This is a genomic window from Bacillus paramobilis, from assembly GCF_038096195.1.
Classification (GTDB): Bacteria; Bacillota; Bacilli; order Bacillales; family Bacillaceae_G; genus Bacillus_A; species Bacillus_A mobilis.
This window is the reverse complement of sequence record NZ_CP151108.1, coordinates 335547-355021: the sequence shown is the minus strand read 5'-3', so window position 1 is coordinate 355021 and position 19475 is coordinate 335547. Positions and strand designations below refer to the sequence as shown.

The window sequence follows — 19475 nt, the reverse complement described above, 5'->3', positions numbered from 1 at the left end:
CCTTTACCTATTTCTACTATATGATAAGCTTGTACGAATTATGTTTGCAACTTTTTATACTTTTAAGAAGCGACGAATTGACATTACACTTCCCCACATACCGATTAAAGCCCCGATTAACACTAGTAAACCTGCTAATTGGAACACGAAAGGACTGTATGGTAGAAGTTCGAAAATTGTTCCGCCAAGTTTCTCGTTAAACACACTCTGTAGTGAATTATACGTAACTAGAATTAGACCAATTGGAATAATTGATCCTAATACTCCTAAGAATAATCCCTCTAATAAGAACGGCCAACGAATAAACCAGTTTGTTGCACCTACCAGTTTCATAATTTCGATTTCTGTACTACGAGCATAAATTGTAATTTTAATTGTATTAGAGATTAAGAACATCGCTGTGAATAAAAGACCTGCAATTAACGCAATACCGATATTACGTCCTGTTTTTACAGTATCAAATAATTTTTCAACTTGCCCTTTACCGTATTGAACATTACTTACAAACTGCATTTTCTCAATCTTTTTCGCGATTGTCGCTGTATCTGTTGGTTCTTTTGCTTTTACAATGAATACGTTTTTAAGTGGGTTATCTTGTTCAAATAACTCAAACGTTTTTCCACTATCACCTAAGCTTTTAATTAAGCGTTTTAGCTCTTCTTCTTTAGAAGAATATTTAATAGATTCTACTTTCGCAATCTTACTCATATCTTCTTCTAATTTCTTTTGATCAGCTTCTTTTGCTGCTGGATCAATGTGTACACGAATTTCTACATCTTGCTCTACTTTCGTCGCAAAATGGTTCATATTCATTATCGCTGTTAAAAAGACACCTACAAGTAATAATGTAACTGTTACTGCACTAACAGAAGCAAATGTCATCCATCCGTTACGTGATAGATTCTTTACACCTTCTCGCAAATGTCGACTAAGGGTCTTAGCCTTCATATCCGTATCCTCCCTCAATCTCATCTCGAACAATTTTTCCGCCTTCAATCGCGATTACACGATGACGAATTGTATTTACGATATCTGAGTTATGTGTCGCCATAACAATCGTTGTACCACGCTCGTTAATACGCGTAAAAATCTTCATAATATCAAGAGCTGTTTCAATATCTAAGTTACCTGTTGGCTCATCGGCAATTACAACCTTTGGTCTATTAACAATTGCTCTCGCAATCGCAACACGTTGCTGCTCTCCGCCCGAAAGTTCACTTGGTAGTGCGTCTGCACGATCCTCAAGACCTACAAGACCTAAAACTTCTGTTACACGCTCACGAATGGCTTCTTTTTCTTCTTCAATTACTTCTAAGGCAAACGCAACATTCTCATATACCGTTAACTTAGGTAGTAATTTAAAATCTTGGAAAATTACGCCTAATTGACGACGGAAATATGGAACATCTCTTTCTGCTAATGTTTCAATAACAAGTCCATTTACATTAATCGATCCTGTAGATGGCTTCTCTTCACGATACATCATTTTAATAAATGTAGATTTCCCGGCTCCACTCGGTCCAACTACGTATACAAACTCACCTTGTTTAATGTTAACTGTGAGACCAGCAATGGCTTTCATACCATTCGGGTACTCCTTATAAACATTCGTCATTTTTATCATTATTTATCACCCAATACTTAATGATTTTTTTCGAAATACTTTTCTGTACATCTGAAAATAAAAACTTTATTCTCACTTAACCACTCTTGTTGAAGGTAGCTTCCATTCATGCTTTTTATTAGCAGCGCTACTCTATGTAATATATTTCAGCAAAATTCTACAAACCCCATTGTAACATCAAACGGTTTCCAGTTCGGATACATTTTTGTTACAGTTATGTTACACTCAACAAAAAGGAAACGAGCTGTCATAGTTCTCACCCAAAATCATTTTGGGATAAGATTATATAACCAACTCGTCCACTTTACCTTTTTTATTTATGTTCAGCTAACCACTCAGCTACTTTTTTCGCATCCTCACCTTGAATGATTCCTGGTGACATGGAACCGCGACCTTTTTCAATAATCTTTTCAATCTCTGCTGCATCATATTTCTGTCCCACTTTTCGTAAATCCGGTCCAGTTGCTCCCGATAAATCTTTCGCGTGACAGCCTATACAACTTTTTTGGTAAATTTGCTCTGCGCTATCTGTGCTTGCAGATTGTTTCGAAGGTTTACTCTCTTCTTTATTTCCACATGCTCCTAAAGCAAAAACGACTGATGTTCCTAACGCAATAGCCAACAATTTCTTTTTCACTTCTATCGCTCCCCATTGTTGATATTCTTTTCATTCCTAACACACTCATTTTCATTATAAGCATTATCTTTATATAGAAAAACTAAGGTATATTTCATATTTTTCAAAAATACAGTAAGAACCCTGATAATATAAAGCTTTCATAAGTTGTTTCAATTCTGTGAACAACTTAAAAACTTCTATAAAGAATTCTTGTTGAACAGAAAATCAGAAAAGTTCTGTTCAAGTCTTACTCTATTGCTACTCTGTTTTACTATTCTCTACTTTTTACAATACAATATACAACATTATATGCTACATATAATCCCATCAAAAAGAGAAGTTGTCGTTTCCAACTTCTCTTCCTCTTTACTTCATCTATAGAAATAAAATCAAATGCTTTATCTCCTCGACTATCCTCAGCATACGCCGACAACTTTGTTGGCTTTTTTTCGCTTATCCCGCATTAACGGGCAATAAGATCCCCAACTCAAAATTCAGCGAAAGCAAAGAAGTTAGGTGTGGAATCAACTGCCCGTAAAAGCCCGATTGGTTCAACTTTATTAGATGCGAGAACGTAAGTAAGCATCAATAAATGGATCAATTTCTCCATCCATAACTGCTTGCACGTTACCAATCTCTGTATTTGTACGGTGGTCTTTCACAAGAGAATACGGGTGGAATACGTAAGAACGAATTTGGCTACCCCATCCGATTTCTTTTTGTTCACCGCGAATTTCATCTAACTCCGCTTGTTGCTCTTCTAATTTCTTTTGGTATAATTTCGCTTTTAACATTTTCATCGCGTGCTCACGGTTTTTAATTTGTGAACGCTCTGACTGACACGTTACAACTGTGTTTGTAGGTGTATGTGTAATACGAACTGCTGAGTCTGTCGTATTAATATGCTGTCCACCTGCACCACTTGCACGGTACGTATCAATTTTTAAGTCCTCTGAACGTATTTCGATTTCAACTTCATCATTGAACTCAGGTACAACTTCACAAGATACGAACGATGTATGACGACGGCCTGAAGAATCGAATGGTGAAATACGCACAAGACGATGTACACCTTTCTCTGCTTTCAAGTAACCGTAAGCGTTATGACCTTTAATTAATAAAGTAACACTCTTAATACCAGCTTCATCACCTGGTAAGTAGTCAACCGTTTCTACTTTAAATCCACGTTTTTCAGCCCAACGTGTGTACATACGTAGTAGCATAGAACCCCAGTCTTGTGACTCTGTTCCACCAGCACCTGGGTGTAATTCTAAAATAGCGTTATTTTTATCATAAGGATCGCTTAGTAGTAACTGAAGCTCATACTCATTCATTTCTTGAATTAAGCCTTTCACTTCTGATTCAAGCTCCTCATGTAAATCTTCATCATACTCTTCTTTTAAAAGCTCATGCGTGATTTCTAAATTTTCGAATGTCTCATCTAACTGACGGAACTTTCCAACCATCTCTTTCAGTGCATTAGCTTCGTTAATTACAGCTTGTGCGCCTTGTTGGTCATCCCAAAATCCTGCACCCATCATTGTCTCTTCTAATTCTGCAATTTGTTTTTCCTTAGTAGGAAGGTCAAAGAGACCCCCTAAAAGCCGCTAATCTCTTAGCCATTTTCTCTAATTCTTGTCTAATTTCTACTAATTCCATTTCCTTCACCTCTATGTAATTGCTGTTACTTCTTATGAAAACAAGGGAAACTCTCTCCACTTATGACGGAGAGAGTTTAATCTTTCTTAATTATACATTTTTGATGTAAAATTTTGCAAAGCAATCTGGGCTACCGCCCTGTATTACTTCCCGATACCACAGCAGTTTTTATATTTTTTACCGCTACCACATTTACATAAATCGTTGCGGCCTACTTGGTCACCTTTTACAACTGGTTTTTTCTTCGCCTCTTCGCCATCACTAGATGGATGAACAGCTTCACCTTGAACAACTTCTTGACGCTCTAAGTTTTGTTCAATTTCAGCTTTCATAATGTAACGAGAGATTTCCTCTTCAATAGAAGCAATCATTGACTCAAACATTGCGAATCCTTCCATTTGATACTCACGAAGTGGATCAATTTGACCGTAAGCACGTAAATGAATACCTTCACGAAGGTGATCCATCGCATCAATATGCTCTGTCCATTTCGTATCTACTACACGGAATACAACAACTTTTTCAAACTCACGCATTTGCTCTTCTGGCAGAAGCTTTTCTTTGTCGTTGTAACGCTCTATTAATTTCGCGATAATTGGCTCGCTCATTTCCTCTGGAGCAAGACGACGTAACTCTTCCTCTTTTATATCGCCTTCTTGCAGAAGGTTTGTATTTAAGTAGTCAACAAGACCTTTAATGTTCCAATCCTCTTCAATTTCCTCTTGTGTATGAAGCGCAACAGCACGTTCTACTGTAGATTTCATCATACCTTCAATAATACTGCGTAAGTTCTCAGAATCCATTACTTCTTGACGCTGTTTGTAAATAACTTCACGTTGCTGACGAAGTACATCATCGTACTGCAGTAACTGCTTACGTGCATCATAGTTATTTCCTTCTACACGTTTTTGTGCAGATTCTACCGCACGAGAAACCATTTTACTTTCAATCGGCTGTGAATCATCCATACCAAGACGATCCATCATCGCTTTCATATTGTCAGAACCGAAGCGGCGCATTAGTTCATCTTCCATAGACAAGTAGAACTGCGTTACACCAGGGTCCCCTTGACGACCAGCACGACCACGTAACTGATTATCAATACGACGGCTTTCGTGACGCTCTGTACCGATAACTGCTAGACCAACGTTTTTAATATCGTCTCCAAGCTTAATATCCGTACCACGACCAGCCATATTCGTCGCAATCGTTACAGCACCTTTCATACCAGCTTCTGCAATGATATCTGCTTCTCGCGCATGGTTTTTCGCGTTTAAAATGTTATGGCGTACACCTTTACGTGTTAACATTTTTGAAATAAGCTCTGACGTTTCAATTGCAACTGTACCAACAAGAATAGGTTGCCCTTGTTTATGACGATTTACAATATCCTCAACAACTGCATTGAATTTGCCTTCCATTGATTTGAAGATTAAATCAGCACGATCATCACGAATAATCTCTTTGTTCGTTGGAATTACGATAACATTCATATTGTAAATACTACGGAATTCTTCTTCTTCCGTTTTCGCTGTACCAGTCATACCAGATAACTTTTCATACATACGGAAATAGTTCTGGAACGTAATTGTTGCGAGTGTCATACTTTCATTTTGAATTTCTACGCCTTCTTTTGCTTCAATAGCTTGGTGCAAACCTTCGCTATAACGACGACCTTTCATAAGACGACCAGTGAATTGGTCTACAATTACGATTTCGCCTTCTTGTACAACATAATCTGTATCAAGGTGCATGACAACGTGTGCACGAAGCGCCTGATTAATATGGTGAAGAAGTGCGACATGTTTTAAATCGAATAAGTTTTCAATATGGAAAGCTTTCTCTGCTTTCGTAATACCATCTTCAGTTAACATTACATTTTTCGTTTTCACATCAAATGAATACTCTTTTTCATTTTCTAACGTACGAACGAATGCATTTGCGAACATGTATAGCTCTGTTGATTTTTGAGCTTGTCCCGAAATAATAAGCGGCGTACGTGCTTCATCGACTAAAATAGAATCGACTTCATCGATAATAGCAAAATGAAGTGGACGCTGAACGCACTGTTCTCTATATAAAACCATGTTGTCACGTAAGTAATCGAATCCAAGCTCATTATTTGTGCTATACGTAATATCAGCAGCATAAGCCTCTTGTTTCTCTTCGCGTGACATACTGTTTAAGTTAATTCCTACTGTTAAGCCAAGGAACTCATGAAGTTGTCCCATTTCGCTCGCATCACGTTGTGCTAAGTATTCATTGACTGTAACAACGTGAACACCTTTTCCTGTTAAAGCATTTAAATATACAGGTAATGTAGATGTTAACGTTTTACCTTCACCCGTTTTCATCTCAGAGATATTCCCTTCATGTAAGGCAATACCACCCATTAACTGCACGCCATACGGACGCATTCCAAGAACACGAGTCGCAGCTTCGCGAACAACCGCAAAAGCTTCTGGAAGTAGATCATCTACTGTCTCACCTTTTGTTAGACGTTCTTTGAATTCAAGCGTCTTTCCTTTTAATTGTTCATCTGTTAGTGGCTTAATAGATGATTCTAATGCATCAATTTGCTCAACTGTCTTCTGCATACGTTTAATTTGGCGTTGATTTACATCAAATACCTTTTTTAAAATACCGATCATAGGAAATACGCTCCTCTTTTTTATTAAAATAAAACTTCCGATTGTTTTTTCTTTTTCTATTACAATCAGTCGTTATAAAAATCAAATGTATGTTATGCCAATTTTTCTCCTAATTAAAAAAACTAAAATGTATATACCTAATGATAATTGTAACACTTGTCTTATAACTATGACAACAATCGGCCGAATGTCTCGTTCTAAATTAAGAAAACTTTTAAAAAAAATCTATTTTCAGCAAAAAAAGCGCAGCCATTTCGGCTGCGCTTTTGAATTATTATTTAGTTTCGATTAAACCGTATTTCCCATCTTTACGGCCATATACAACGTTAGTTTCATTTGTATCAGCATTTGTGAAGACGAAGAAATTATGTCCTAGCATATCCATTTGTAGGATCGCTTCTTCAACGTCCATCGGTTTTAAATCAAATCGTTTTGTACGTACAAGTTCTAGTTCATCCTCTTCTACCGCATCCAGAACAGCTACTGCTTCTGGAAGGATAAAGTTCGTTTTCACAGAACCTTTCTCACGTAACTTACGATTTACCTTTGTTTTATGTTTACGAATTTGTCGCTCAAGTTTATCAACTACTAAATCAATAGCAGCGTACATATCGCTATTAGTTTCTTCTGCACGAAGTAATAAATCAGTAAATGGAATTGTTACCTCGACACGTTGCTTGTCAGAGTATACTTTTAAATTAACTTTAATCTCTGGGAATGTATCAAAATAACGTTCTAACTTACTTAGTTTTTTCTCTACATATTCCTTTAATGCTGGAGTTACTTCAATATTTTCACCACGAATGTTGAATTTCATAGATGAATTCCTCCTTTCAAGCCTATGTACTATAATTTCGACATTGGCTTAAAAATTCCTTCTAACTTTTTTAAAAAAATTAGTGGAATTGCGATTTTTTTATCGTTTTTTGTTGAAATGAAAAGATGCATCGTTTCTACCTTTATTTTATCCTATTAACATCGTGAATAACGAATATAACTGTGGACAATTCGTTACAGAAAAGAAACAACTTTTTGACAACTTGATTCATAACAAAAACCCCTTGTAAAAAACAAGAGGTTCTACCATATATATAACGTTGCCACAAACGCAGCTTTCTCTTCCCAAAAACAATATTTCTACAGTTTTACAACATTAGCTGCTTGTGGTCCACGTGCTCCATCTACAATGTCAAACTCAACTTGTTGCCCTTCTTCTAATGACTTATATCCATCTTGTTGAATAGCAGAAAAATGAACAAACACATCATCACCATCTTCACGCTCAATAAACCCAAATCCCTTTTCTGCATTGAACCATTTCACTCTTCCTTGCATGTTCATTCCATTCCCTTCACTCTAAAAATCAGGGCATTCGCCCCATACTTTGACTATAACGAATGACAACTTACGAAGTCAAAGGAGACTTATCGTCTTTTTATTATCCCTTTCGACAGTTACAGATCAACTTCTACAAAGCGTCAAACTAGAAACTTCCCTTGCTCCTCTATCGTATAAAAGACTTCCAATTTGTCTAACTGTAATTCCTGTCGTATATACATCATCAACGAGTAAGATATGTTGATCATGAAACATATCTTCTCCCTGAAAATAAAAAGGATTACTTCCCGAAAGCCTTTCTTTACGTGTCTTCTTACTTTGCTTTTCTGTTTCCCTTCTTCTTAAGGAGGGATAAGAAATTTTGACAGGTAAACATGCTGCTAATAACTCTGCCTGATTAAAACCACGTTCATATTCCCGTTCCCTACTAAGCGGAACAGCAATAACACTTGAAACGCTCGTAAAATGCTTTTGAAATAGCTCTCGAAAGGATCGATAAAAAATATGAACTAACTCCGCATCTCCCCGAAACTTAAACTGTGCTAATATTTCTTTCATCTCATCATCGTACACGTGCAAAGAACGATTTTTAAAAGGACGATACTTCTCCTCTTTTATCCACCTTATGCAATCCACACAAATATCATTTTTTTTATATTCAGAAGTCAAGTCCTCTAAAGGTCGCCCACACTCCATGCAAATCTCTCCTATAATATAGGAAAGTTTCCGCTCACACCTATCACATATATATTTTTTGTGAGACTTTACAAAGAAGGTGTACCAACTAACTGTTTCCAACATATACTCATCGCAAAGTAGACAATGCATTAATCGATTAATCCTTGTTCTTTCGCCTTTTTGTTCATACTTTGAATATGCCTTTTCGCGCGTACCATCGCCTCTGTCTTACCGCAATGAAAATAAACAACCTCGCCATAAGGTTCTTCAAAACTACGACCTGCTCGGCCTGCAATTTGTACGAGTGCACTTTCCGAAAAGATTTCTTCTTCTGCCCCTAACACCGCAACTTGTAAATTCTTCACAGTTACTCCTCTCTCTAAAATTGTCGTCGTAACTAATAACGGAATTTCTCCCTTTCTGAAAGCTGCTACTTTTTCTTTTCTCATCGGATCTTCTGCATGTACACCATCGATTCTAGGATCCAGCGTTTTCAATATCAGGCTCAATTCTTCTATATATCGCACATGAGGAACAAATAAAAAAATGGGATGTTTTTTGTTTACGTACATTTCTAACCATTGTAGTAAAACTCGAGGGATTTTTTTATGATGGAGGCTTTTCTTCCAATTTCCGCACCAGCAAAATAGAGGAACTGGCAACGGATAACGATGATATCGCCCAGAGATAATGACACCTTTTTGTTTACCCCTTCTGAAATTACGCTTCCACTTTTCATCTGGAGTTGCAGTTAAATAAATACGCGCTGCTTTCTCTTTCATCGCTTGTTGTACTGCATACTGTAACATTTGATCCGCATGATACGGAAAAGCATCTATCTCATCTACAATCATGACATGAAATGCTCTATAGTAACGTAACAATTGATGCGTCGTTGCAACGACTAACGCTGCATCTTTTTCCCGGTCTACACTCCCTCCGTATAAAGCAGCTACATTTATATGCGGAAACACTTCTTGTAATCTCGGTGCTAATTCCAGTACAACATCTGTTCTTGGTGTTGCGATACAAACTCTTTCTCCTTTTTGAAGTGCCTCTGCAATACCGTAAAATAGCATTTCAGTTTTTCCAGCCCCGCACACAGCCCAAATAAAAAAAGAGTCTTTCTTCTTAATAGCTTCTATAACACCTTGCGCCGCCAACTCCTGACCAGTAGACAAGGCCCCGTTCCACTGTAACGAATTTAAACCTTTTTCTCCTTTTCTTTCAGCGATTCCACGAACGAGTACAGCACATTCACTTACCCTCCCCATCGTTATACACTTCCGACAATACGTGCACACTTCACTGCACCTATTACATAAAAATGATGCAAATAGCCGTTGCTCTATATTTCCGCAGCGCTGACATATATATTTAGAAGCCTTTTTTGTTATACCTTGTACACATACGACCTCTCCCTTCCTTTTCAAATCACTTAATTCTCTCCGTAAATTTGAAGAAAGTTCTTCTAATAGCAACTGTTTTCCAGCAAGCATCAGCAACCACCTCCAGCACTACTATAAACCTTTCTCATGATCTCGTAAAAACTCAAAAAAGCCGATAACCTACTTATAAAATAGTAAGCTATCGACTTTATACACATGTTTTATTCGTTTATAAATCCTAGAATCGACCGTATCCTAAGAAATGTTTTTGGTTATAACTACTACTTAAGCTAGAGTATGCAATCCCTTTATCACCAGCATGAATCATTTGGCCATTACCAACGTAAATACCGATGTGAGATGGACCTGGTTTATAAGTACCTTGGAAGAATACTAAATCTCCAGGTTGTGGGCTACTTACTTTAGAAACTGAGTTCCAGTAACCTGCAACATCTTGACGACCTACGCCGAAGATGTAAGAAATGAATCCACTACAGTCAAAACCACCGTTTGATGGAGATGCACTTCCCCAAACATATGGTAAACCTAAGTAGCTTTGCGCTTTACCAATTACGCCAGGAGCCGGCGGAGTTGGTGCTGGGTTTTGCTCTGGTGTTTTCTTTTCTGTTTTAGGTGCTTCTTTTTTAGGCTCTTCTTTTTTAGGTTCCTCTTTTTGAGCTTGTCCACCATTATTTGCTGGTGCAGTTTGTGCTGCAGGTGCTTGTGCTGTAGGCGCTTGCGCATCTTTAGCAGCTTGTTCTGCTTGTTTTTGAGCAGCAGCTTCTTGTGCAGCTTTTTCTTGTGCTTCTTGTTCAGCAATACGTTGTAATTGCAGTGCTTGTTTTTCAAGATCTTTCAATTGACTCTCCGTACTTGTCATTGAAGTTACAACTGTATCCATTTTACCGCTTAAATCATTTACTGCTGTTGATTTTTTCGCTTTTTCAGCGTCAAGTTCTTTCTTAGCAGTTTCAATTTGAGCTTGGGCTTCTTTTAATTCTTTTTGCTTTGTTTTTACCGTTTCAACATCTTTTTTCACGTTCGCTTGATCTTCTTGTTGTGTTTTCATGATATCTTCGTCAGACTCAAGAATTTTAGAAACAGACGTTAAACGATCAACTAAATCTGCAACATTTTTAGAGTTTACAAGAACTTCTGTTACAACATTTGTGTTTGGTTGTTCTTGAAGTGCAACTAAACGTTTTCTTAATAACTCTTCACGTTTTGCAATTTTCGTTTGTAGTTCTGCAATATCTTTATTTTTATTTTCGATTAATCGCTCAGTATCCGCAACTTTTTTCGTTGTTTCATCAAGTTTTGAAGCATTCTCTTGAACAGATTTATCCAAACCTTGAATTGTTTTGTTTAAGTCATTCATTTGCTTTTGTAATACATCACGTTCTTGTTGTTGTTTATGTAAAGTGTCATTTTGTGTATTAATTTGTGATTTCACGTCAGAAATTTTATCTTCTGCAAATACATTTGGTGTTAGTCCTGAAAACATTAACCCTGCAACTAATGCGCAAGATGCCATTTTTAGCTTTTTCATTTTATTTTTTACACCGCTTTCTTTTGTCTTTTTTCCGTATATAACCTATAAAATTTATACCATAATTCGGGATTTTTTTTGCTAATGTTACGCTATTGTAAAACAAATGTAATATTATATGTAACTCTATCGCAAAATATGCATATTTTTGTATATACGTGTAGAATTTTAAAAGCTTTTTATAAGCAAAGAAAAAACGCAAGGTTTCCCTTACGTTTTGTTACAATACACTAATATGAATGAAATCAAAACGTTATTTCATCCATTTCTCAGCCCAATTTTGGACTTCATCCATAACACTTTCTAATGCTTTCCCTTTTTCAGTTAAGCCGTACTCGATTCGAACTGGTACTTCTGGATAAACATTACGAACTACAATGCCTTCGCTTTCCAATTCCTTTAGACGCTCTGATAACATACGATCGCTCATATTCGGTATAATATCTGCAATTTCTCTAAAACGTTTTGACTCTTCAAGCAAAGATTTAATAATTAAGCCAGTCCATTTTTTACTAAGCAAAGTAAAAGCTGACTCAAACTTTGGACATAAACAAGAATTATGCTCCATATGTTTCACCTCTCTTCTATTATAATATAGTTTCTTGTAAAAAGTAAGTTATAAAACTTTCCTCGTTATTTTATTTTACGTACATTTTAACATTTCCAAATATTAACTTGTCAACTACACGTAAAATATCCGTAAAAAAACCCTCTTAAAAAGAGAGCTTTTTATATCTTATTACTTCGTATACCACCCAAGACCTAGTGCACCTTCACCTAAATGCGTACCAATTACAGCACCGAAATAACCTGTGCGGATTGTGACATGAGGATATTTTGCTTCTAATTCTGCCTTCCATTCATTCGCTTCCTCTTCACGTTGTGCATGAATGATAACTGCTTCCATAGGTACACCTTGACTTGCTTGCTCATCAAAAATTTCAACAATTCGTTTTAACGCTTTTTTACGTGTACGAATCTTTTCAAATGGAATAATGATTTTATCTCTAAAATATAAAACGGGTTTCACTTGTAACAAACTACCAATGAAGGCTTGCGCACTATTTAATCGTCCTCCACGTTGTAAATGATGTAAATCATCTACTACAAAATAAGCGTCCATCGTTTTCTTCATTTCATCAAAACGGGCAACGATCTCTTTCGGATCCTTTCCTTCGCTTGCTAATTTTGCACCTTCACGCACATAGAATCCTTGTACTTCACAACTAATTTCAGAATCGTACGTATATACATCAATACCCTCTACCATTTGCCCGGCTGTCGTTGCCGTTTGATATGTACCACTAATCCCACTTGAAAGATGAATGCTAATAACCGCATCATAATCCTTAGATAGCTCTTCAAATAACTCAACAAACTTTCCGATTGCTGGCTGAGAAGTTTTCGGAAGTTCTTCTTGCTCACGTACTTTTACATAGAAATCATCTACTGAAATTTCAGCTTCTTCTTGATAAGATTCCGTTCCAAACACAACGTTTAATGGAATCATATATATATTGAGTTCATCACGAATATGCTTCGGTATATATGCTGTACTATCAGTAACAATAGCTGTTTTCATTTGCGTACCTGCCTTATAAAAAAGTTTTTATTCCCTAAGTTTACACGAAAACTAAAAATGGTGCATCCATACATGAAAATGCCGATTTGAAATTATACTCACCATCTCGACAAATTACAACAAAAAGGTAAAATACTCACCAAAAATCTCAGCTTATTTATAAAAAATGTTTGAATATAAAAACGCTCGCTTTTAAAATGTAAAGTACTAGTCATTTTGGTAGATAGGGGCGTATACGAGTGTTATTACAATATTTAACAATCAAAGACTACGGTGAGCACGAAATTGTCATTCAAAAATCAAGATTTATTTGTTATGTTAGCAGAGCTACAACCGAAGAAGAGGCTCAAGAATTTATACACAAAATAAAAAAACAAAATTGGAATGCCACACATAATTGTTCTGCGTATTTGATTGGCGAACAAGATCAAATCCAAAAAGCAAATGATGATGGAGAACCTAGCGGTACAGCTGGCGTACCTATGTTAGAGGTACTAAAAAAACGCGGTTTAAAAGATACCGTCGTTGTCGTTACTCGCTATTTTGGCGGCATCAAACTGGGCGCAGGTGGATTAATTCGCGCATATGGAAAATGTACAAGTGAGGGTATTAATCATGTTGGTGTCGTTCAGCGAAAACTAATGCGTGTTATGCAGACCGAAATTGATTACACATTACTTGGCAAAATTGAAAATGAATTACGTAATTCGAAATATGCCATTAAAGATATACATTATCTCGAAAATGTCACATTTGATACGTATGTAGAAGAAGACGGAAAACAAGCATTCACAGATTGGATGATTGAATTAACAAATGGGAAATGTACAATTACAGAAGGAGATATGTTGTACTTAGAACAAAATATTATCTAAGAATAACTATACTATCACCTCTAAAGATTAATGTAGTGAATTACTTCCCTACAAATGAACTAAGGAGATTATATATGGAAGAACGTTATTATCATCTCCAAAATAGCAGAATAAAAAAGAAACGAAGAAGAAAGTTTTTCTACTTCCTTATTTTCGTATTTTTATTTGGTGGTGTAGGACTTTATATATTAAATTCCTACACTTCTCTCATGGGGATGTATAGTGGTTTTACTCGTCAAAAATCGGACTTGAGAACCGAAGATGTAGAAATTACAAAGGAGCCTTTCACACTCCTCATTATGGGTATAGAAGATTATGCAACGGACGGTCAAAACGGTCGTACAGATTCATTAATGTTTGCGACAGTCAATCCTAAAACTAAAAAGATTTCGCTTATGAGTATCCCTCGCGATAGTCGCGTTCCAATTGTTGGCAAGAACAAAGAGGACAAAATTAACGCTGCGCATGCTTACGGTGGAGAAGAAATGGCAATCAAAACTGTCGAAGGTTTTCTAAAAGTTCCTGTAGACCATTATATTAAAATTGATTTCCAAGGCTTTAAAGGTATTGTTGATGCTGTTGGCGGTGTTACCGTTGATGTCCCATTCGATTTTTGGGAGCGTTCGGACGTGGATTATTACAAAAAAATCGAATTTAAACAAGGACAACAAGACTTAAATGGAGAAGAAGCACTTGCATACGTACGTATGCGAAAGCAGGATCCAAACGGCGATTACGGTCGGGCCGCTAGACAAAGACAATTACTAGCAGCAGTTGCTCAAAAACTAAATTCAGCCTCTACCGTATTTAAAATTAAAGATTTAACGGCAGTCGTTGGGAAATATATAAAAACTGACATTCCTATTTCTGACGGACTTGCCCTTTACAATAAAATATCTGGGTTTGATCCTTCTACAATACAAACGTTCAAACTTGAAGGAGAAGACAAAAAAATAGGTGGTATTTATTACTTCCTTCCAGATCCAATCGGTGTAGAGACAGTACGTAACGAAATTAAAAAAGAATTAGGCGAAACAGCAAACACTCAAGAAAATCCAACTACAAAAACCGAATCAACTTCTTCTTCAAATTCTAACCCTGGCGAAAAAGCAAAGAAAGAAACGAATCAGAACAAAACACCAACTGAGCCACCTCCTTCTACGAATGCTCATGCAGAGTGGATTATGAGAAATCAGCAATAACAAAAAGAGCCAAATCGCATATGATTTGGCTCTTTTTTATTTACTTATTAAAGTGTTGTAAAATTGCTTCTACAATACGCTCTGACGCACGGCCATCACCGTAAGGATTAGATGCTTTTGACATCTTATCATGAGCTTCTTTATCTGATAACAATTCATCAGCAAGACCAAAGATTGTCTCTTCGTCTGTTCCTGCTAATTTCAATGTACCTGCTTCAATACCTTCTGGGCGCTCCGTTGTATCACGAAGAACAAGAACCGGTACACCTAATGACGGCGCTTCTTCTTGTACACCACCAGAATCAGTTAACATTAAGTATGAACGAGCTGCAACATTGTGGAAATCAATTACATCTAGCGGCTCAATTAAATGAATGCGGCTATGATCGCCTAGAATGTCATTCGCTGTTTCACGAACAACTGGGTTCATATGAACCGGATACACAACTTGTACGTCTTCATGCTTATCAACAAGACGTTTAATTGCACGGAACATATTACGCATTGGCTCTCCTAAGTTTTCACGACGGTGAGCTGTCATAAGTACAAGACGATCGCTTCCAAGTTTCTCTAATACAGGATGACTATATGTTTCTTTTACAGTCGTTTTTAATGCGTCAATTGCTGTATTTCCAGTGATGAAAATGCGTGACTCATCTTTATTTTCTTTCTGTAAGTTCGTTGCTGATTTTGCTGTAGGTGAGAAATGAAGGTCTGCCATTACACCTGTTAGTTGGCGATTCATCTCTTCTGGGTATGGAGAATATTTATCCCATGTACGAAGTCCTGCTTCAACATGACCTACTGGAATTTGATTATAGAAAGCAGCTAAACTTGCGATAAATGTTGTCGTTGTATCACCATGTACAAGTACAATATCCGGCTTTGCTTCTTTCATTACTTTATCCAAACCTTCTAAACCACGCGTTGTAATATCAATTAAAGTTTGGCGGTCTTTCATAATATTCAAATCGAAATCTGGCGTAATTCCAAAGATACTTAATACTTGGTCTAACATTTGACGATGTTGTGCTGTTACAGTCACAATCGATTCAATTTTTTCTGGATGCTTTTGCAACTCTAACACAAGAGGTGCCATTTTAATTGCTTCTGGACGTGTCCCGAAAATTGTCATTACTTTTAAACGTTCAGTCATTTCATTGCCTCTTTTCTTTCACTAGTTACAAATTCTATTATGACATATAAGAATATACATGAATACATGCCTTTTTAACGAATAACGGAAAAGTCCCTCTTACAAATACTTTCTCTTCCAACCGAATAATAATCTATCTCTTGCTTCTTGACATCCTCAATAGTATAACAATTTCTTCCATCTAATAAAATAGGCTCTCTCATAAGTTGTGCGTACTTTTCTAACGGATAAGCTCGGATAGCCTCCCATTCTGTCATGATAAAAGCCGCACTCGCTCCTCTAATCGATTCATCTATACATTCGCTATATTGTATAGTCTCTCCAAAGATGTTTTTCATATTTGGTATCGCCTTCGGGTCATATAGAACTACGTCCGCACCTATATGAATTAATTCTTGTATCATAATAAGAGACGGTGCGTCCCTTATATCATCCGTATTCGGTTTAAATGCCGCTCCCAGCACCGCAATCCGTTTCTTGTTCATATTTAATACTTTCTTCGCTTTCTCAATCAATAACAACTGTTGTTTATTATTGACTTCAATGACTGCTTTTAACAAGCGAAAATCATGTGCCACATTCCCTGCAATTTGCACAAGGGCTTTCGTATCTTTCGGAAAACACGATCCCCCATAACCAATGCCCGCATTTAAAAAAGACGCCCCAATTCTCTTATCCATTCCCATCCCTTGTGCAACGTCTAATACATTGGCTCCTACCTTCTCACATATATTTGAAATTTCATTGATAAAACTAATTTTTGTCGCTAAAAAAGCATTCGATGCATATTTAATCATCTCTGCACTTTTTATATCTGTAACATACGTTTTTAAGCGTAATTCACTATACAAATTCTCCACTTTCCGTGCTGCTTCCTCATTATCTGCTCCAATTACAATACGATCTCCCTGAAAGAAATCGTAAATCCCTGAACCTTCCCGTAAAAATTCTGGATTCGATACGATATGTAATTCATATCTGTTCTGTAATTTCTCTTCAATCCATCCTCTCATCACATCATTTGTACCTACAGGAACCGTACTTTTCGTAACGACAATAATGTCGTTCGTCGCATATGTTCCGATATCATTACAAGCACTTCGAATATATGTTAAATCCGCTGTCCCATCTAATAAAGATGGCGTTCCAACTGCAATAAATATAAATTCTGCATCGCAAAATGCTTTTACCCTACTTGTTGTAAAAGTTAAACAATCATTCTCACACGCATCATTTATTAATTCATATAAACCTGCTTCATAAATAGGCAGATCCCCTTGTTTTATCCGTTCAATTTTCTCATCATTTATATCAAAACATGTGACTGAATGGCCTAACATTGCTAACCCTACTCCTGTAATCAATCCAACGTATCCGGTACCTATTATCGTAATTTCCATTTCCTTTTCGCACAGGAATATGCAATAGAAAATATACGAATACATAGAATTTCCCCTGTGCTTCCCCCTCTCACATTAAAAATGAGAAAACTCTTTTACTTCTTTATTATATGAATTACTTTTTCCATTCTTTTTTAAGTTTTTGTAAAATTGCATGCAAGAATATAAAATGAAAATTTATTTAGTTGGGGGCATCCATCCTCCACTAATGATTAATTAAACCAATCGAGATTTTACAGGAATTAAGGTTCTCAACTAAATTTTGATGTGGAAGCCCTACTGCCCGTTCATGCAGATAAATTCCCATATTTTAACACGGGATTTACTCATTTCTACGTGTAACACTTATAATACTGAAATAAAAATATTCATTATCGAAGAAACAGAGACAATGTCATATTCTAAAGTACAATACGATTAACCTTCTCAAACGATTCAACATTCTGTATACAATTGTCATATATTCTATCCGCTTCCATTTGCCGTACAAAGAAAAAAAGATTGAATTCTAATCTTTTTGTGATACCATATGTTATGAGCCTGTAAATAAACATCATAATTTTCAGATAAATACATTTTAAAAAAATTACGTTAGACTATAAAAGGGTGGGGTATTAATGGACTCACAAGTGATTTATGCCATTTTGGCATCTTTCATCACTGTACTCGTCGTTACTCCTTTAGTTATTAAGTTAGCTTTTAAAATAGGAGCAACAGATAAGCCAAACGCGCGTAAAGTACACCAAAAGATCATGCCTCGTCTTGGCGGATTAGCGATATTTATTGGTGTAGCTGTAGGATTTGTTGTTGGCGGCTTATATGAACAAAGAATGTTATCGATCACGCTAGGTGCGATTATCATTGTAATCATCGGTATTTTAGATGATATGTACGAGTTATCTGCGAAGGTAAAATTCGGTGGACAACTATTAGTTGCCATGATGATTGTAAAAAGTGGATTATTAGTGCAAGTATTATATATTCCAATCCTCGGGGATACTGAACTTGGATGGCTTGCTTATCCAATTACAGTATTTTGGATTGTAGGTATTACAAATGCAATCAACTTAATTGATGGCTTAGATGGGTTATCTGCTGGTATTTCATCTATCGTACTTGCAACGCTAGCATATATGGCCTTCACTAGCCCATGGGGCACTGGAGCCGCTATTATTTTACCACTAGCATTAATTACATTAGCAAGTACAATTGGATTTTTATTCTACAACTTCCATCCAGCAAAAATTTTCATGGGAGATACAGGCGCACTATTTTTAGGATACTGTATTTCTGTTATATCGTTACTTGGATTATACAAAAGTGTAACGTTATTCAGCTTTATCGTTCCAGTTATCATTTTAGGCGTACCTGTATTTGATACGACATTTGCAATTATCCGCCGTATCGTAAATAAAAAACCTATTTCAGCACCAGATAAATCGCATTTACATCACCGTTTACTTGCAATGGGCTTCTCTCATCGTAAAACGGTACTAATTATATACGCATTCGGTATTTTCTTTAGTGTAAATGCAATCATTTTCTCTAGTGCGACATTATGGTTATCCATTATTCTTCTTTTCGTTTTAATCTTCTTTACAGAGATTATTGCTGAAGTAATTGGGCTTGTACATGAACGTTACAAACCACTTATTTCCTTTTATAAAAAAGTGAAAAAACGCGAAGACTAATTGTAGTATAGCCTTTACTATTATGAAATATTCAAATAGTATCCTCTTTCTTATAAGAGGATG

At 36.4% G+C, this 19475-nt stretch carries 17 protein-coding genes; 3 read left to right on the top strand and 14 right to left on the bottom strand.

Annotated elements, in window-relative coordinates:
* Window positions 1-54 precede the first annotated feature (54 nt).
* The 12 genes from ftsX to AABL52_RS01600 all read right to left on the bottom strand — a co-directional run bounded on the left by ftsX (window position 55) and on the right by AABL52_RS01600 (window position 13088).
* A complete protein-coding gene (gene ftsX, locus AABL52_RS01655; RefSeq protein WP_000645029.1) occupies window positions 55-948 on the bottom strand; it encodes a permease-like cell division protein FtsX in 894 nt (297 codons plus the stop codon).
* Complete coding sequence (gene ftsE, locus AABL52_RS01650) at window positions 938-1582, bottom strand: cell division ATP-binding protein FtsE (protein WP_002096203.1); 645 nt, start codon at window positions 1580-1582, stop codon at window positions 938-940. Before ftsE ends, ftsX begins: the two co-directional genes overlap by 11 nt.
* A gap of 355 nt (window positions 1583-1937) precedes the next feature.
* The gene (cccB, locus tag AABL52_RS01645) at window positions 1938-2261 is read right to left on the bottom strand and encodes a cytochrome c551 (protein WP_000727965.1); all 324 of its coding nucleotides are present in this window, start codon (window positions 2259-2261) and stop codon (window positions 1938-1940) included.
* Between the two features lie 542 nt (window positions 2262-2803).
* Window positions 2804-3902 (bottom strand): peptide chain release factor 2 gene (prfB, locus tag AABL52_RS01640; protein ID WP_097844753.1). Its coding sequence is split into 2 segments (ribosomal slippage): window positions 2804-3829 and window positions 3831-3902, totalling 1098 coding nucleotides; the frame shifts between segments, so codons are not numbered across the junction.
* 143 nt (window positions 3903-4045) lie between these two features.
* Window positions 4046-6553 (bottom strand): preprotein translocase subunit SecA, encoded by a 2508-nt coding sequence (gene secA, locus AABL52_RS01635; protein WP_097844752.1) that lies wholly within the window; start codon window positions 6551-6553, stop codon window positions 4046-4048.
* 274 nt (window positions 6554-6827) lie between these two features.
* On the bottom strand, window positions 6828-7370 hold the full coding sequence (gene hpf, locus AABL52_RS01630; RefSeq protein WP_000671193.1) for a ribosome hibernation-promoting factor, HPF/YfiA family: 543 nt from the start codon (window positions 7368-7370) through the stop codon (window positions 6828-6830).
* Window positions 7371-7690: 320 nt separating this feature from the next.
* Window positions 7691-7888: a cold shock protein CspC gene (gene cspC / locus AABL52_RS01625; protein ID WP_001990088.1), complete on the bottom strand. Its 198-nt coding sequence runs from the start codon at window positions 7886-7888 to the stop codon at window positions 7691-7693.
* A 126-nt stretch (window positions 7889-8014) separates the two neighbouring features.
* Window positions 8015-8719 (bottom strand): ComF family protein, encoded by a 705-nt coding sequence (locus AABL52_RS01620; protein WP_081256977.1) that lies wholly within the window; start codon window positions 8717-8719, stop codon window positions 8015-8017.
* Window positions 8719-10068 (bottom strand): ATP-dependent helicase ComFA, encoded by a 1350-nt coding sequence (gene comFA / locus AABL52_RS01615; protein WP_341518804.1) that lies wholly within the window; start codon window positions 10066-10068, stop codon window positions 8719-8721. The genes AABL52_RS01620 and comFA overlap by 1 nt, the downstream gene beginning before the upstream one ends.
* 127 nt (window positions 10069-10195) lie before the next feature.
* Window positions 10196-11506: an NlpC/P60 family protein gene (locus tag AABL52_RS01610; RefSeq protein WP_144563952.1), complete on the bottom strand. Its 1311-nt coding sequence runs from the start codon at window positions 11504-11506 to the stop codon at window positions 10196-10198.
* A gap of 253 nt (window positions 11507-11759) precedes the next feature.
* Complete coding sequence (locus AABL52_RS01605; protein ID WP_000400858.1) at window positions 11760-12074, bottom strand: winged helix-turn-helix transcriptional regulator; 315 nt, start codon at window positions 12072-12074, stop codon at window positions 11760-11762.
* Between the two features lie 171 nt (window positions 12075-12245).
* Window positions 12246-13088, bottom strand: coding sequence for a DegV family protein (locus tag AABL52_RS01600; RefSeq protein WP_000844775.1), 843 nt, complete (start codon window positions 13086-13088; stop codon window positions 12246-12248).
* Window positions 13089-13327: 239 nt separating this feature from the next.
* On the opposite strand from AABL52_RS01600, the gene AABL52_RS01595 reads away from it, so the two are divergent.
* Window positions 13328-13963 (top strand): YigZ family protein, encoded by a 636-nt coding sequence (locus AABL52_RS01595; protein ID WP_000926679.1) that lies wholly within the window; start codon window positions 13328-13330, stop codon window positions 13961-13963.
* 74 nt (window positions 13964-14037) lie between these two features.
* Window positions 14038-15165: an LCP family protein gene (locus AABL52_RS01590; protein WP_341518803.1), complete on the top strand. Its 1128-nt coding sequence runs from the start codon at window positions 14038-14040 to the stop codon at window positions 15163-15165.
* 40 nt (window positions 15166-15205) lie between these two features.
* Here the strand turns inward: AABL52_RS01590 and wecB are convergent, their stop codons facing one another.
* Together wecB and AABL52_RS01580 are read right to left on the bottom strand one after the other, a co-directional pair.
* Entirely contained in the window at window positions 15206-16321 is a 1116-nt protein-coding gene (gene wecB / locus AABL52_RS01585) for a non-hydrolyzing UDP-N-acetylglucosamine 2-epimerase (RefSeq protein ID WP_097844748.1), read from the bottom strand.
* A 74-nt stretch (window positions 16322-16395) separates the two neighbouring features.
* Window positions 16396-17766, bottom strand: coding sequence for a UDP-glucose dehydrogenase family protein (locus tag AABL52_RS01580; RefSeq protein ID WP_098258002.1), 1371 nt, complete (start codon window positions 17764-17766; stop codon window positions 16396-16398).
* 572 nt (window positions 17767-18338) lie between these two features.
* On the opposite strand from AABL52_RS01580, the gene AABL52_RS01575 reads away from it, so the two are divergent.
* Window positions 18339-19412: a glycosyltransferase family 4 protein gene (locus tag AABL52_RS01575; protein WP_000378314.1), complete on the top strand. Its 1074-nt coding sequence runs from the start codon at window positions 18339-18341 to the stop codon at window positions 19410-19412.
* Window positions 19413-19475: the final 63 nt, after the last annotated feature.

Bases quoted from the DNA above. Each gene is read 5' to 3' on its own strand.
- AABL52_RS01580 (WP_098258002.1), bottom strand. From the start codon at position 17,766: ATGTATTCGTATATTTTCTATTGCATATTCCTGTGCGAAAAGGAAATG.
- AABL52_RS01620 (WP_081256977.1), bottom strand. From the start codon at position 8,719: ATGCATTGTCTACTTTGCGATGAGTATATGTTGGAAACAGTTAGTTGG.
- AABL52_RS01610 (WP_144563952.1), bottom strand. From the start codon at position 11,506: ATGAAAAAGCTAAAAATGGCATCTTGCGCATTAGTTGCAGGGTTAATG.
- comFA (WP_341518804.1), bottom strand. From the start codon at position 10,068: ATGCTTGCTGGAAAACAGTTGCTATTAGAAGAACTTTCTTCAAATTTA.
- secA (WP_097844752.1), bottom strand. From the start codon at position 6,553: ATGATCGGTATTTTAAAAAAGGTATTTGATGTAAATCAACGCCAAATT.
- cspC (WP_001990088.1), bottom strand. From the start codon at position 7,888: ATGCAAGGAAGAGTGAAATGGTTCAATGCAGAAAAGGGATTTGGGTTT.
- AABL52_RS01605 (WP_000400858.1), bottom strand. From the start codon at position 12,074: ATGGAGCATAATTCTTGTTTATGTCCAAAGTTTGAGTCAGCTTTTACT.
- wecB (WP_097844748.1), bottom strand. From the start codon at position 16,321: ATGACTGAACGTTTAAAAGTAATGACAATTTTCGGGACACGTCCAGAA.
- ftsX (WP_000645029.1), bottom strand. From the start codon at position 948: ATGAAGGCTAAGACCCTTAGTCGACATTTGCGAGAAGGTGTAAAGAAT.
- hpf (WP_000671193.1), bottom strand. From the start codon at position 7,370: ATGAAATTCAACATTCGTGGTGAAAATATTGAAGTAACTCCAGCATTA.
- ftsE (WP_002096203.1), bottom strand. From the start codon at position 1,582: ATGAAAGCCATTGCTGGTCTCACAGTTAACATTAAACAAGGTGAGTTT.
- AABL52_RS01600 (WP_000844775.1), bottom strand. From the start codon at position 13,088: ATGAAAACAGCTATTGTTACTGATAGTACAGCATATATACCGAAGCAT.
- AABL52_RS01590 (WP_341518803.1), top strand. From the start codon at position 14,038: ATGGAAGAACGTTATTATCATCTCCAAAATAGCAGAATAAAAAAGAAA.
- AABL52_RS01575 (WP_000378314.1), top strand. From the start codon at position 18,339: ATGGACTCACAAGTGATTTATGCCATTTTGGCATCTTTCATCACTGTA.